Origin of the sequence: Streptomyces sp. NPDC048424 (assembly GCF_040651555.1) — a bacterium.
Taxonomy (GTDB): Bacteria; Actinomycetota; Actinomycetes; order Streptomycetales; family Streptomycetaceae; genus Streptomyces.
Genome location: NZ_JBEZKE010000002.1, coordinates 290481 through 305957 on the forward strand (window position 1 = coordinate 290481; position 15477 = coordinate 305957).

General features: G+C 72.9%; 9 protein-coding genes. 8 read left to right on the forward strand and 1 reads right to left on the reverse strand.

The genetic code is table 11. The annotated features are described in order from the left end of the window. Positions 1-290 precede the first annotated feature (290 nt). From AB0D29_RS03955 to AB0D29_RS03980, 6 genes are all read left to right on the forward strand, one after another. Positions 291-2276 (forward strand): serine/threonine-protein kinase, encoded by a 1986-nt coding sequence (locus tag AB0D29_RS03955; protein WP_362852153.1) that lies wholly within the window; start codon positions 291-293, stop codon positions 2274-2276. 78 nt (positions 2277-2354) lie between these two features. Next, entirely contained in the window at positions 2355-4937 is a 2583-nt protein-coding gene (locus AB0D29_RS03960) for a protein kinase (protein ID WP_362851999.1), read from the forward strand. A gap of 125 nt (positions 4938-5062) precedes the next feature. Beyond that, positions 5063-6721 (forward strand): protein kinase, encoded by a 1659-nt coding sequence (locus AB0D29_RS03965; RefSeq protein ID WP_362852000.1) that lies wholly within the window; start codon positions 5063-5065, stop codon positions 6719-6721. A 93-nt stretch (positions 6722-6814) separates the two neighbouring features. Next, a complete protein-coding gene (locus tag AB0D29_RS03970; RefSeq protein ID WP_362852001.1) occupies positions 6815-8443 on the forward strand; it encodes a succinic semialdehyde dehydrogenase in 1629 nt (542 codons plus the stop codon). A gap of 9 nt (positions 8444-8452) precedes the next feature. Further along, positions 8453-10285 carry a GMC family oxidoreductase gene (locus AB0D29_RS03975; protein ID WP_362852002.1) on the forward strand — a complete coding sequence of 611 codons (1833 nt, stop codon included), beginning with the start codon at positions 8453-8455 and terminating at the stop codon, positions 10283-10285. Between the two features lie 166 nt (positions 10286-10451). Further along, positions 10452-12095, forward strand: coding sequence for an LPXTG cell wall anchor domain-containing protein (locus tag AB0D29_RS03980; protein WP_362852003.1), 1644 nt, complete (start codon positions 10452-10454; stop codon positions 12093-12095). A gap of 280 nt (positions 12096-12375) precedes the next feature. On the opposite strand, the gene AB0D29_RS03985 is transcribed toward AB0D29_RS03980, so the two are convergent. Then, positions 12376-12639, reverse strand: a complete 264-nt coding sequence (locus tag AB0D29_RS03985) for a chorismate mutase (protein WP_362852004.1) — start codon at positions 12637-12639, stop codon at positions 12376-12378. A gap of 298 nt (positions 12640-12937) precedes the next feature. Between AB0D29_RS03985 and guaA the strand changes: the two genes are divergently transcribed. Next, positions 12938-14524, forward strand: a complete 1587-nt coding sequence (guaA, locus tag AB0D29_RS03990; RefSeq protein ID WP_362852005.1) for a glutamine-hydrolyzing GMP synthase — start codon at positions 12938-12940, stop codon at positions 14522-14524. 177 nt (positions 14525-14701) lie between these two features. Beyond that, on the forward strand, positions 14702-15475 hold the full coding sequence (locus AB0D29_RS03995) for a class II aldolase/adducin family protein (protein WP_362852006.1): 774 nt from the start codon (positions 14702-14704) through the stop codon (positions 15473-15475). The last annotated feature ends 2 nt before the right edge of the window (positions 15476-15477 follow it).

Sequence of the window (15477 nt, forward strand, 5' to 3'; positions counted from 1 at the left end):
CGAAGGCCGAGCCGCAGGACGCGAAGCCGGAGCCGAGCAAGGCCGCGGCGGCGAAGGCCGAGGCCGCTGACGTACCTGCTGAGGCGGCGAAGCCCGGCAGCGAGGAGCCGGTGGCTGCGAAGCCGAAGCTGAGCAAGGCCGGTGGGTCGCCTGTGGCCGAGCCCGAAGACGCGAAGCCCGTGGCTGTCGAGCCCGAGGCGGAGGCTTCGGCTGCGAAGCCGGGCTTGGGGAAGGCCGCGCCCGCCAAGGCGGGTGAAGGGGTCAACCCCGTCGTGGAGAAGGCGGATGCCATGGCGGCCGCCGTCAAGGCCGCGGCGGCGAAGGCGGCCGGCGACGGGCAGGACGAGGGCCGTCTGCTGGCCGGGCGGTACCGGCTGGGAGCCGTGCTCGGCAAGGGCGGCATGGGCACCGTCTGGCGGGCCCAGGACGAGACCCTGGGCCGCACGGTCGCCGTCAAGGAGCTCCGTTTCAGCACCGGGGTCGACGAGGACGAGAAGCGCCGCCTCATCACCCGTACCCTCCGCGAGGCCAAGGCCATTGCCCGGATCCGCAGCGGCGGCGCCGTCACCGTCTACGACGTCGTCGACGAGGACGGCCGGCCGTGGATCGTCATGGAGCTCATCGAGGGCCCCTCGCTCGCCGAGTTCGTACGCGAGAACGGTCCGCTGACCCCCCGTCGCGCCGCCGAGGTCGGCCTCGCCGTGCTCGACGTGCTGCGCGCCGCGCACGGCCAGGGCATCCTGCACCGCGACGTCAAGCCCTCCAACGTGCTCATCGCCGGCAACGGCCGTGTCGTCCTGACCGACTTCGGCATCGCGCAGGTCGAGGGCGACCCCTCGGTCACCTCCACCGGCATGCTCGTCGGCGCCCCCTCCTACATCTCCCCCGAGCGCGCCCGCGGCCAGAAGCCCGGCCCGCCCGCCGACATGTGGTCGCTGGGCGGCCTGCTGTACGCCTCCGTCGAGGGAGTGCCCCCGTACGACAAGGGGTCCGCGCTCGCCACCCTCACCGCGGTGATGACCGAGCCCGTGGACCCGCCGAAGAACGCCGGCCCGCTGGTCGAGGTCATCTACGGCCTGCTGGTCAAGGACCCCGCGCTGCGGCTCGACGACGCCCGCGCGCGGGCCCTGCTCACCGCCGTGGTCAACGCGCCCGAGCCGATCCCGGCCCCCGTGGCCGCCCCGGCCGCCGCCGAGGAGACCCGGCAGATATCGCTCGCGGACGCCAAGGCGGCCGCGGAGAAGGTCGCCGCGGAGAAGGCGGCCGAGAAGGCGGCCGAGAAGGCGGAGAAGAAGGAACGCGACCGCCGCGAGCGCGAGCAGCGCGAACGCGCCCGCGCCGCGCTCAAGTCGGCCCGCAAGGCCGCCACCGCCGCGGCGGCCACCACGGCCGTCTCGGCCGCGGAGCCGCCGAAGGCCAAGCCGTCCCCCGTCGCGGCCCCGCTCACCGACGTCATGCCCCGGCGCACCATCGCGCTCGCGATAGCCGCCGTGGTCGTGGTGCTGGCCGTGGTCGGTTCGCTGATCGCCTACGCCATGAGCGGCGACGACAAGGGCGCCAAGAACGAGGGCAAGGGCGGGCAGCCGAGCGCCTCCGCCCCCAACAAGCAGGCCTCCCCGAAGCCGTCGGCGAACACCGGTGATTCGGCAGGCAACGGCAACGGCAACGGCAACGCCAGCGCGGGCGCCGGTGCCAATGGCGGTACCGGCACCGGCACCACCACCGGTACGGGCGGCGAGCCCGGCCAGGGCCAGCAGACTCCGGCCACGAGCCAGGGGCAGGGCGCCACCTCCGGCGGCGTCGGCGGCGCCGCCCTCCCGGCGGGATACGCCCTGGTGCAGGAGTTCGGGTTCCGCTTCTCGATGGCGATGCCCGAGGGCTTCAAGCAGATAGACATAGCGGGCGACAACTCCGGCGGCATATACGCCCGCGAAAGCGGCGGCTTCCCGCGGATCCAGGTCGACTACACCAAATCGCCGGGCGACGACGCAGTCCTCGCCTGGAACCAGTCGGTCCCCAATGTGGCCGGCAGCAGCAAGGGATACCGCACGCTCCGGATCAACCGGGTGGACTACCGGGGCTATCCGACCGTCGCGGACTGGGAGTTCGAGCGGGAGCAGAAGGGGATGAAGGTCCGGGTGCTCAACCGCGGCTTCAAGCTGGACGCCACGCACGGCTACGCGATCATGATCAGCTGCGCCGCCGACCAGTGGGACGGCGCCGAGTGCACCCAGATGCGCAACACCGCTTTCGAGACCTTCCAGCCGCTCGGCTGACCCTGGGACGCGGGCGCCCCCGGCGACGTATCGTGTCAGCGGGGCCATGGGGGGCCCGCCGCACTCGGGGGAGGCGATGTGGAGGAGTACGCGGGCCGGATCCTGGCCGGCCGTTACCGTCTGCCGCTGCCGCCGTCCGACGAGTACGAGCTGGTCGAGACCCGGGCCTTCGACACGCGCAGCGGGCAGGAAGTCCTGGTCCGGCAGGTGCCGTTGCCGGAGGTCGTGGACGCCGAGCTGCTGGACGGGCCGCGGCCCGTCCCGGCGACGGCGCGCCGCTCGCCCGCCGATCTGCCGGCCGTACGGCGTGCCATCGAGGCGGCGCAGGCGGCGGCCGCGATCCCGGACCATCCCCGGCTGGACCAGGTCTTCGACGTGTTCGCCGAGGGCGAGTCGCTGTGGATAGTGAGCGAACTCGTCCCGGCCAGGCCGCTGGCCGCGCTGATAGCCGATGAACCGCTCAGCCCCTACAGGGCGGCTGAGGTGGCGTCGGACGTCCTGACCGCACTGCGGGTGCTGCACGCGCACGGCTGGACGCACCGGAACATCACCGTCCGGACGGTGCTGGTGTGCGACGACGGCCGGGTCGTGCTGACGGGCCTGGCGGCCGGCGCGGCGGAGGAGGCCCTGTGCGGCTACGACCCCGTCCCGAGCGCCGCCGACTCCGACGGCGGAGGGGGCTGGGGTACGGCCCCCACCACGGCTCCCGCCACGGCCCCCACCACGGCCCCCGTCCCGACTCAGGGTCCCGGCCCGGCGCGGACTCCCGCGCCGGGGCCGTCCACTCCCTCGACTCCGGCCCCGACGGCCGCGCCCGGGGCTGCCCCCGAGCCCTCCGCCGGGTACGCCCCCCTCGTGGCCCCCGGGTACGACACCGGGCCCCGGTACTCCGACCACATCACCCCCGGCCGACCGCAGGACCGCCCCGACCTCCAGGCCGCCGCGCGGGCCGGGGCCATCGCCGCCTACCGGGCCGGGGCGCGGGCCGCCGCCGCCAAGGTCGGCGAGCAGCGCCAGGCCGATCCGATCGTCGTGCCGGAGCAGCGGCCGCACGGGTCGACCCTCCCGCAGGGGTACTCGTACCCGTACGGCGGCCCGGAGACGGCCGCCCCCGCCCCCTGGCACGGCGCGACCCCCCGCAACCGCCCGGCGCTGCCGGCCCCGCAGCAGCCGCAGGACCCGCAGGACCCGCAGCAGCCGCAGGAATCGCCGGATCCGGTCCGGCAGGATCCGGCCGGGCAGGAGCCCCCGGCCGGGACGCCGCCCGGGCCAGACCCGGAGGCGCACCGCCGGGACGATTCCCCGCTGCCACCCGCGCTGCCCGCCCAACTCGCCCTGCCCCAGGGCTACCGCCAGGCCGAGGCCCCGAACCGGCCGGCCGTGGGTCCCGTACCCGCCCCGGCGCCCGCGGACCCCGACCGTCCGCAGCCGGTCGGTCCCGGGCCCGCCCCCGCCGCGGGCGGCTGGGCCGGGCCCCGCACCGGGCTGGACGCCGAGCGCGCGCGCCAGACGCGCATGGCCGTCGTCGGCGCCGTCACCGAGCGCTGGGCTCCCGAACAGGCCGGCCCCGTCCTCGGGCACTGGCAGCTGGCGCCCCCCGTCGGGCCCGCCACCGACCTCTGGGCGCTCGGCGCCCTGCTGTACCGCGCGGTGCAGGGGCACGCCCCGTACCCCGAGGACAGCGTCGCCGAGCTCGTCGACATGGTCTGCGCCGAACCGCCCGCCTTCGCCGAGGAGTGCGGGGCGCTGCGCCCGGTCGTGGAGTCGCTGCTGCGTCAGGACCCGACCGAGCGGCCCGACTTCGAGGAGCTCCGCGGCTGGCTGCGCTCGCTCGTACGGTCCGCCCCCGAGCCGGACGCCGGGTTCGGGGTGCTCCCGATGCCGGAGCCGGATCCCGCGCGGCTGCCCGTCGTACGCCGCCGCGGCGAGGTCCACGGGCGCCACCGCAACCCCACGGCGCCCCGCAAGCCGCGCGCCCTCGGCCGGACCCTGCTCGTCGGGATCCTGGTCCTGCTGGCCGGGGCGGTGGCGTACGCGATGCTGTTCATGCCCCGCTCCGGGGCCCCGGAGCAACAGGGCGACGCCCGGGGGAGCACCGGGCAGCCGTCGTCGAAGCCGAGCCCCTCGCACGTGCCCTCCGGTACGCCCGAGTCCAAGCCCGCGCCGCAGACGACCGCGCCCGCCTCGCCACCGGCCGCCCCCGCCTCCGCCCCGCCCGGCTACACCACGCAGCAGGACCCGGAGCACTTCGAGATCGCCGTCCCCGAGGGCTGGGAGCGGCGCGGGATCAACGAGTCGGGGCAGGTGCGGTATACGAACGGGCCGTTCGTGCTGACGGTGGTTCCCGGCCGGGACAAGGTCCAGGGCAATCCCGACCCGGCGGCGTACCAGAAGGACAAGGAGCCGGAGCTGACCCCGTACCGCACGTCCACCTGGTCGACCGTCGGGGACGTCAAGACCACCAAGGTGGGTCAGCAGCTGCAGGCCACGGGCCGGTACACGTGGATCGACGGGACCGGCCGCAACGTCTTCGCCCGCAACTTCGTCGTCGCGCTGGGCGGCAGCTACCACGTCGTCCTGGTCACGGGACCGGAGGACGAGCAGTCCAAGGTCACCGAGGTCTTCGAAAAGGCCACGGCGAGTTACAAGTCGGGCGGATGAGCGGATACTGACGACGGATCAGTACGGCGATTGCGTCACAGTGCCGTCTTTCGGCGGCCGGGCGGTTCCGGCAGCCCCCGTGGGCTCCGTAATCTGGCCTGAAGTGCAGAGAGCGGCGGGATTTCGTGGAACAGCAGACAGGTGGGGGCGCCGTGCTGGCGGGCCGGTACCGGCTCGTCGAGCCGATCGGCCGGGGCGGCATGGGCAAAGTGTGGCGCGCGCATGACGAGCTGCTCCACAGGACCGTCGCGGTCAAGGAACTGACGGCGGGTCTGTACGTCGCCCAGGCGGACCGCGACGTCATGCACGCCCGGACGCAGAAGGAGGCCCGGGCCGCGGCCCGGATCCAGCATCCGGCGGTGGTCGTCGTGCACGACGTGCTGGAGCACGACGACCGGCCGTGGATCGTCATGGAGTACATCGACGGCCCCTCCCTCGCGGAAGCGGCCAAGGCGGCCGGGCGGATCGAGCCCCGCGAGGCGGCCCGGATCGGGCTGCACGTGCTGGGCGCGCTGCGCGCCGCGCACGCGGTCGGCGTACTGCACCGGGACGTGAAGCCGGGCAACGTGCTGCTGGCCAAGGACGGGCGGGTACTGCTCACGGACTTCGGGATCGCCGCGATCGAGGGCGACTCCTCGATCACGCGGACCGGTGAGATCGTCGGCTCCATCGACTACCTGGCTCCCGAGCGGGTCACCGGTGGGATCCCCGACCCGTCCTCGGACCTGTGGTCGCTGGGCGCCACCCTCTACACGGCGGTGGAGGCCCGCTCGCCGTTCCGCCGTACGTCGCCCATCTCCAGCCTGCAGGCCGTGGTGAACGACGAGCCGCCGGCGCTGCGCCAGGCCGGGGCCCTGGGGCCGGTCATCACGGCCCTGCTGCGCAAGGACCCGGTGGAGCGGCCCACGGCCGATGAGGCCGAGCGGATGCTGCTGGAGGCGATGGAGGGCCGGGAGCCGAAGGCGGCGCAGGCGTACGTCCCCACGCGCGCGGTGACCCGGGACGAACTGGGCCCGGCGCAGGAACCGTTCGCCGAGCCCGCCGCGCCGGCGGAGCGCGGGAATGCGGCCCCGCAGACGACCTCACAGACGGCCCCGCTGCCGGAACCCGCCGAGACCGCGCCGGTGCCCGCACCCGCGGACCAGGGGAACGGCTGGCTCAAGCGGGCCGCGGGCATCGCCCTGGTGGCGGCGCTGCTCGGCGGCGGCGGTGTGTTCGGGGTGCTCAAGTACACCGGCGACTCCGGGAACGACGGGGGCGCGGACAAGAACGCCAGCGCCCCCGACGCGAAGGACGGGAGCGGGAAGCCGCAGGCGGCGGCCCCGCCGGCCGGCTACAACAAGGTCATCGACCCCATCGCAGGCTTCACCCTGTTCGTCCCGGAGGGCTGGACGCGCAAGACGAACGGCGACCAGATCGACTACACCCCGGACGACGGGAAGCACCTGATCCGGATCGCCGCCGACTCCACCCCGGACTACAGGGACCCGTACGCGCACCTGCTCGACCTGGAGCAGCAGGTGGCGAAGCGGACGGACTACAAGAAGCAGCAGCTGAACCAGAACACCTTCCGGGACAGCACCCGCGCCGCGCTCTGGGACTTCTCGTGGACCGAGAAACAGAACCACCCCGGTCCGCGCCGGGCCAGAGAACAGATGTACATCGCTCCGGACGGCACCGAGTACGCGATCTACATGTCGAGCCCCGTCGCCGACTGGGCGACGACCCAGAAGCAGTTCGACATCGTGCTCAGCGGCTGGGAGCCGCCCGCCGCGAAGCCCTGATTCCGTCATCCTGCCAGCGATCACTGGCGGAAATGGCAAAATCCGGTTACCGGCGGGTACCCAAAGGCTGTCCGGCGCAATACGCTCACCGGCATGACGGACTCGCAGGCCCCGGCCCCCCTCCGCACCGCACCGGAACCCACCAACCCGGTCGCCCCGGCCCCGGCCGGTGCCCGCACCGCCGCCGACGTGGTGACCCCCGACCTGGTCGCCCGGCTGACCCGCGGAGTGCTCGGTTCCGGGCGCACCGCCAACCACACCCCCTTCACCGGGGACCGGCTGGCGGAACTCCCCGAGGCCACCCCCGAGGACGTGGCCGAGGCCTTCGAGCGGGCCCGCGCCGCCCAGCCCGCCTGGGCGGCCGTCCCCGTCGCCAAGCGGGCGGCCGTGCTCCTGCGCTTCCACGACCTGGTCCTGGAGCGGCAGGCCGAGGTGCTCGACCTGATCCAGCTGGAGACCGGCAAGGCCCGCCTGCACGCCCACGAGGAGGTCCAGGCGGTCGCCGTCTCGGCCCGCCACTACGGGCGCAAGGCCCCCGGGTACCTGCGCCCCAAGGGCCACACGGGAGCCATGCCCACCCTCACCAAGGTCACCGAGCTGCGCCAGCCCCGCGGGGTCGTCGGCCAGATCGCCCCCTGGAACTACCCCCTGGAGCTGTCGGTCGGCGACGCCCTGCCCGCCTTCGTCTCCGGCAACGCCCTCGTCATGAAGCCCGACACCGAGACCGCCCTGACCGCCCTGTGGGCCCGCGACCTGCTCATCGAGGCCGGGCTGCCCGCCGAGGTCTTCCAGATCGTCCTCGGCGAGGGCCCGGTCGTCGGCCCCGAGGTGGTCCGGCACGCCGACTACGTCTCCTTCACCGGCTCCACCCGCACCGGCCGCGAGGTCGCCCGGGGCGCGGCCGACCGCCTCGTCGGGGTCTCCCTCGAACTCGGCGGCAAGAACGCCATGCTCGTCCTGCACGACGCCGACGTGGAGAAGGCCGCCGCGGGCGCCGTCCGCGCCTGCTTCTCCTCCGCCGGCCAGCTGTGCATCTCCATCGAGCGGCTCTACGTCCACGCCTCGATCGCCGACGCGTTCGTCGAGCGGTTCGCCGCCCGCACCAAGGCCATGCGGCTCGGCAGCTCGCTGGCCTACGGCGCCGACATGGGCTCCCTGGTCGGCGAGCGCCAGCTGGAGACCGTACAGCGGCACGTGGACGAGGCCGTCGCCAAGGGCGCCACCCTCGTCGCCGGCGGCACCGCCCGACCCGACATCGGCCCGCTCTTCTACGAGCCCACCATCCTCGACGGAGTCGAGTCGCCCATGGCGGTCTGCGGCGAGGAGACCTTCGGCCCGGTCGTCTCGATCTACCGCTTCACCGACGAGGACCAGGCCATCGCCGAGGCCAACGCCACCGCCTACGGCCTGAACTCCAGCGTCTGGACCAAGGACGCCCGCCGCGGTCACTCCGTCGCCGCCCGCCTGCGCACCGGCACCGTCAACATCAACGAGGGCTACGCCCCCGCCTACGGCAGCGCCCAGGCACCCATGGGCGGCATGAAGGACTCCGGCCTCGGCCGCCGCCACGGCTCCGAGGGCATCCTCAAGTACACCGAGGCCCAGACCGTCGCCCACCAGCGGCTGCTCCCCATGGCGCCCTCGCTGGGCATGGACGACGAGAAGTACGCGGCGTTCATGACCCGCAGCCTCAAGATCATGAAGGCCCTCCGACTGCGCTAAGGGGTATCCGTGTCGCACGACGACGCATCCGACGCATCCGACTCCGCCGGCGCGTCCGACGCCGCATACGACTACGACGTCATCGTCATCGGATCGGGCTTCGGCGGCTCGGTCTCGGCCCTGCGCCTGACCGAGAAGGGCTACCGCGTCGGCGTCCTGGAGGCAGGGCGCCGCTTCACCCGCGAGAGCCTGCCGAAGAACAGCTGGGACCTGCGGAACTACCTGTGGGCCCCGGCCCTCGGGCTGTACGGGATCCAGCGGATCCACCTGCTCGGCAACGTCATGGTGCTCGCGGGCGCCGGCGTCGGCGGCGGCTCGCTCAACTACGCCAACACCCTGTACGTGCCGCCCACCGCCTTCTTCGAGGACCGGCAGTGGGCGTCCATCACCGACTGGCGCGACGAACTGGCCCCGTACTACGACCAGGCCCAGCGGATGCTCGGAGTGCGGCTCAATCCGACCATGACCCCCTCCGACGTCCACCTCAAGGCCGCCGCCGAGCAGATGGGCGTGGCCGACTCCTTCCACATGGCCCCGGTCGGCGTCTTCTTCGGAGACGGTGACGACGCCGAGGGGCACGCGAAGGCCCGCCCCGGCCAGGAGGTCCCCGACCCGTACTTCGGCGGCGCCGGCCCCGCCCGCAAGGCCTGCACCGAATGCGGCGAGTGCATGACCGGCTGCCGGCACGGCGCGAAGAACACCCTCAACGAGAACTACCTGCACCTCGCCGAGCGCGCCGGCGCCGTCATCCACCCCATGACGACCGTCACCGCCCTGGCCGACCACCCCGAGGGCGGCTACCGCGTCCGCACCGTCCCCACCGACGGCCGCCGCCGGGGGAAGGCCAAGGTGCTGCGCGCCCGGTACGTGGTCGTCGCGGCGGGCACGTACGGCACGCAGACCCTGCTGCACACGATGAAGGACCGCGGGGAGCTCCCGCGCCTGTCCGAGCGGCTCGGGGAGCTGACCCGGACCAACTCCGAGGGCCTGGTCGGCGCGCAGACCGACGACCGCCGCTACCGCAGACGGCACGGCGACGGCTCCGGCAAGGCGCAGCGGGCCGACTTCACCCGGGGCGTGGCGATCACCTCCTCCGTGCACCCCAACGCCGACACCCACATCGAGCCGGTCCGCTACGGCAAGGGCTCCAACGCCATGGGGTTCATGACCATCCTCCAGGTCCCCCACAGCAGGCACCGGGTCCGCGCCTGGCTGGCCAGGACCGCGAAGCACCCCCTGCAGCTGGCCCGTTCGCTGTCGAACCGGCGCTGGTCGGAGCGGACCATCATCGGCCTGGTCATGCAGTCGCTGGACAACTCCCTGACCACGTACCGCAAGCCCGGCGGGATCGGGAAGGGCCTGCTCACCGCCCGCCAGGGCCACGGCGCCCCCAACCCGGTGCAGATCGCGGAGGCCACCCGGGCCGCGACCCTGCTGGCCGAGGAGATCAACGGCTTCCCGGGCAGCAACATCGGCGAGCTGATGGGGACCCCGCTGACCGCGCACTTCCTCGGCGGCTGCCCGATCGGGGCGTCGGCGCAGGAGGGCGTGGTGGACCCGTACCACCGGCTCTACGGGCACCCGGGCATCTCGGTGGTGGACGGCTCGGCCGTCTCCGCGAACCTCGGGGTCAATCCGTCGCTGACGATCACGGCGCAAGCGGAACGGGCGATGTCGTACTGGCCGAACAAGGGCGAGCGGGATCCGCGGCCCGGCCAAGGGGCGGCCTACGTCCGCCTGGAGGCGGTGGAACCGGCCCGTCCGGCCGTCCCGAAGGAGGCCTTCGGCGCGCTGCGCCTGCCGTTCCTGGCGGTTCCCGAGATTCCGCCGCGCCGGTCATGACAGCGGCGGGCACCGCGCTCCCCCTCCGAGCGCGGTACCCGCCGCGGTACATAGGTGACAGATGTTCAGCCTTGATGGTTGTACCGGAATCCCTCGGGCCGGTCTGTGGCGTCGATCACACAGGGAAGTGTGCAACTGCGACTGATCTTCGTCAGTCAACGGCTGCATGAGAAAGCGCATCTCCTTGCTGGCTGTCTGCGGCCTCGCGGCCGTGGCGCTGGCCACCACTCCCGCACACGCCGCGGACCCCGAATTCCGGCTGGCCGGACCGGCCGAGACCGGTCTGCGCCCCCACCCCGGCGCAGGCGGCCAGCCGCAGAAGACCTCGGTCGAGTTCCGGGTCCTCAACGGCACCGACAAGACCTTCGACCGCCAGAGCACCTTCACGATCGACCTGACCCCGCTCAAGGGCGTCGCCGACGTCACGCTCGCCGAGCGCCAGAGCGCGGACTGCACGCTCACCGCCACGGCCGTCACCTGCAAGCGCTGGGCGCTGTGGACGGGCGACTCCACCGTCGTGGACCTGAACCTCAGCGCGGCCAAGGACAGCAAGGTCGGCGTGAGCGCGGACCTGACGGTGACCGGCAAGGCCGAGGGCGCCACCTTCAAGGCCGCCACCACCAAGGTCCGGGTCGGCGGCCCCGACCTGGTGCTGGAGCCCGCCGCGCTCAAGGCGGAGCAGAAGCCGGGCGACAAGCAGGACCTGCCGATCGTCTTCGCCAACAAGGGCACGGACCCCGTCCGGGGCGTGGTGCTCGAAGTGCGCACCACGCACGGCATCGGCCTCGTGGAGCGGTACGACAACTGCTCCTACTCCGAGGACGCGGGCGCGGACCGGCCGTGGAACACGAGCTGGACCACCGCGCAGTGCCTGCTCGAAGGCGAGTACCTGCCGGGCAAGGTCTACGGGGTCGAGGGCGCGCTGACCCTCAAGGCCGCCCCGCACGCCTTCGTCGACGCGGTGACCTACGCGGTCTACGCGAGCGGCGACCAGCCGAAGGCCGACCAGCTCCGCAAGCCGGCCGCCGGCAAGCAGCTGGCCGTGAAGGAGCGGACGCCCAAGGCCTCCGCGCAGGTGGTGGACCTCGACCCCTGGAACAACTTCCAGGAGTTCGACTTCGCGACGCGCAACACCGCCGACCTCGTGGCCACGCCCGTGTCCCTCAAGGGCAAGGCCGGCGAGACGGTGCGGGCCGAGTTCGGCTTCCGCAACAACGGTCCGGCGTGGGTGGCCCACCTGCGTTCCGGTGAGGACGTCGCCCGCACGGACATCGTGATCCCGGCGGGCGCGAAGGTCACCAAGGTGCCGGAGCGCTGCCAGGCGGTCAACGCCGACGGCAGCCACCGCGAACAGGCCCTGGGCGCGCCCCGCTACTTCTGCTCCACCGGTCACGTCGTGGGGGAGAAGGAGAACTTCGCCTACCCGTTCGAGCTGAAGATCGAGACGGTCGTCGAGGACGCCAAGGGCTCCGTCTCGGTCGGTCAGTGGACGCCCGGCGGCACCCAGCCCCAGCGGTGGGACCCGAACCACGCCAACAACAAGGCGACCCTCGTGATCAACGCGAAGGGCGGCGGCACCTCGCCGAGCCCGACGCCCGCGGGCTCGGCGACCCCGAGCGCCTCGGCCACCCCGACCGCGACCGCGACCGCTTCGGCGACCCCGGGCAGCGGCACCGGCGCGAAGGCGAACGGCGGCCTGGCCTCCACCGGCACCTCGGCCGAGACGATCGCCTTCGGCGGCGCGGTACTGGTGGCCGCGGGCGGCGCACTGGTCCTGGCGTTCCGCCGCAAGGCCGCCGGGCGCGCGTAACCGCGTACGCGCGCGGTCCCGTCCGCGCGACGAAGAAGAACGGCCGGCCCGGGGCGTCCCCAGGGCCGGCCGTCCTCCAAGGGGTGACCGGGCTGCTGTCCCCTGCCGTCCGGTCACGCGAAGGAGCGAGGTCCCACGACGCACGCTCCACGGGGCGTACGTCTCATCGCTCCGGCGGAGCCACGCGTGGTGATGCGGTTCCACGGCTGGCTGCCGCGGTCATCCTCACCAACGAAGGGTGCTGGGGGCGGTCACGGTCCGGACGGGTGACGAACAGCCGTCACACGCGGCCCCGGCACAGCTCCAGCAGGGTCATCGCGAGCGTCGTGCCGGGCTTCCCGAGAGCATCGCTCCAATGCGAGAGCACCTCCATCTCGCGGGTCAGGTGCACCCGGCGCCCGCCCGAGGAGATCCGGGCGTCCTGGATGACCGTCGAGACGGCCATCCGCTCCTGGATCAGCCCGATGATCCGGTCGTCGATGGCGTCGATGCGCATCCGGGAGTCGGCGATCAGCTGCTCGGGGGTGGTGGTGATCGTGGTCATGGTCTTCTCTCCTGTCGGGTGGGGCCCGCAGGTCCGGAGAAACGCCAGAGCGCCCCGGTCCTGTCGGACCGGGGCGCTCTGGGAAGTCAGCGGCTCAAGCGAGCATCACGATGACCCATGGCGACCGGACCGGCCGGTGCCATAGGTAAAGAGGAAGCTCAGCTGCTTGCGCATGAAGGGGATTATTGCCTTCCGTCCGTCCGCCTGCCAACCCGCTTCGGATGGTGAGACGAAGAGGGGTGTACGTCCCCCGTTAGAATCGACAAAACAGCCACCTCTTCCGCCGGAAGGCCGCCCCGTGCCAGAAGCACCCTCCGCCGCCCACGACAGCGCCCCGGACACGGTTCTCGTCGTCGACTTCGGCGCCCAGTACGCCCAGCTCATCGCCCGCCGCGTCCGCGAGGCACGGGTCTACAGCGAGATCGTGCCGAGCTCGATGCCCGTCGACGAGATGCTGGCCAAGAACCCCAAGGCGATCATCCTCTCCGGCGGTCCGTCCTCCGTGTACGAGGAAGGCGCCCCGCAGCTCGACCGCGCGATCTTCGAGGCCGGTGTCCCCGTCTTCGGCATGTGCTACGGCTTCCAGCTGATGGCGGTCACCCTCGGCGGGCGGGTCGACAACACCGGCGCCCGTGAGTACGGCCGCACCCCGCTGGCCGTCTCCAAGGCCGGCTCCACCCTCTTCGAGGGCACCCCCGAGAACCAGTCGGTGTGGATGTCCCACGGCGACGCCTGCTCCGCCGCCCCCGAGGGCTTCACCGTCACCGCGTCGACGAACGTCGTCCCGGTCGCGGCCTTCGAGAACGACGAGAAGAAGCTGTACGGCGTGCAGTACCACCCCGAGGTGATGCACTCCACGCACGGCCAGCAGATCCTGGAGCACTTCCTCTACCGCGGCGCCGGCCTCGCCCCCACCTGGACCACCGGCAACATCGTCGAGGAGCAGGTCGCGGCCATCCGCGAGCAGGTCGGCGACAAGCGCGCCATCTGCGGCCTCTCCGGCGGCGTGGACTCGGCGGTCGCCGCGGCCCTCGTGCAGAAGGCCATCGGCAAGCAGCTCACCTGCGTGTACGTCGACCACGGCCTGATGCGCAAGGGCGAGACCGAGCAGGTCGAGAAGGACTTCGTCGCCGCCACCGGTGTGCAGCTGAAGGTCGTCGACGCGCAGGAACGCTTCCTGAACGCGCTCGCCGGCGTCTCCGACCCGGAGACCAAGCGCAAGATCATCGGCCGCGAGTTCATCCGCGTCTTCGAGCAGGCCCAGCTGGAGATCCTCCAGGAGGAGGGCCCCGCGGTCGCCTTCCTCGTCCAGGGCACCCTGTACCCGGACGTCGTCGAGTCCGGCGGCGGCACCGGCACCGCGAACATCAAGTCCCACCACAACGTCGGCGGGCTTCCCGACGACATCGAGTTCGAGCTCGTCGAGCCGCTGCGCCAGCTGTTCAAGGACGAGGTCCGGATGGTCGGCCAGGAGCTCGGCCTGCCGGACGAGATCGTCCAGCGCCAGCCCTTCCCGGGCCCCGGCCTCGGCATCCGCATCGTCGGCGAGGTCACCAAGGAGCGCCTGGACCTGCTGCGCGAGGCCGACGCCATCGCCCGCCACGAGCTCACCGCGGCCGGCCTGGACCGCGAGATCTGGCAGTGCCCGGTGGTGCTGCTCGCGGACGTCCGCAGCGTCGGCGTCCAGGGCGACGGCCGCACCTACGGCCACCCGATCGTGCTGCGCCCCGTCTCCTCCGAGGACGCGATGACCGCGGACTGGACGCGCATGCCGTACGAGGTCCTCGCGCGGATCTCCACCCGCATCACCAACGAGGTGCCGGAGGTGAACCGGGTGGTCCTCGACTGCACGAGCAAGCCCCCGGGCACCATCGAGTGGGAGTAGTCCCCGGGTAGTCCCCGGTGGTCCCACCACCGCACGAAACGAAGCCGCCGCTCCCTCCGGAGCGGCGGCTTCGTCGTATGTATGGCCACTTCGCGGGGGCGCCGGTACTTTGCGCCGCGACCCGAAGGCGACCGTGGCCGAACCCGGGCGAACGCAGGCGACCGCAAGGAGGGGACCATGCCGGACCGGCCCGTACCCGTGCCCGTGGAGCGGCTCGGTTTCGAGATGCCACCCGTGCACGCCACCACCCCGGAGGCGCGCGCCCACCGCAAGGAGCGACTCGCTCGGGCGCTGCGGCTGCTGGGCCGGCTGGGGTACGAGGACGGGGTGGCCGGGCAGGTCACCGCGCGGGATCCGGAGTTCGAGGACTGCTACTGGGTGAACCCCTTCGGGCAGCCCTTCGCCGCGCTCACCGCGGACGACCTGCTGCTGGTGGACGGGGACGGGCGGGTGGTCCGCGGGGAGCGCCGGGTCAACGAGCTCGCCTTCGCCGTGCACGCGGCGGTCCACCGGGAGCGACCCGAGGTGGTCTCCGTGGTCCGCGCGCAGGCCCCGTACGGCCGCGCCCTCGCGGCGCTGGGCGAGCTGCTGGCCCCGATCACCGAGGAGGCCTGTGCCTTCTACGAGGACCACGCGCTGCTGGACGAATACGCGGGGGCCGAGTCGGCCGGCCGGATCGCGCTCGCGCTGGGCCCGTACAAGGCGCTGATCCTGCGCAACCGCGGGCTGCTGACGGTCGGGGACTCGGTGGACGCGGCCACGTGGTGGTTCATCGCGGCGGAGCGGGCGGCGCAGGTGCAGCTGATCGCGCGGGCGGCCGGGAAGCCGGTGCTCATCGACCACCGGGCCGCGGTCGCCACCCGTGCGCGGTTCGGGTCCGATCTGGCCGCGTGGGTGAGCTGTCAGCCGCTGCTCCGTGAGGGGGACACGCCGGTGGCGTCAACATCATGAAC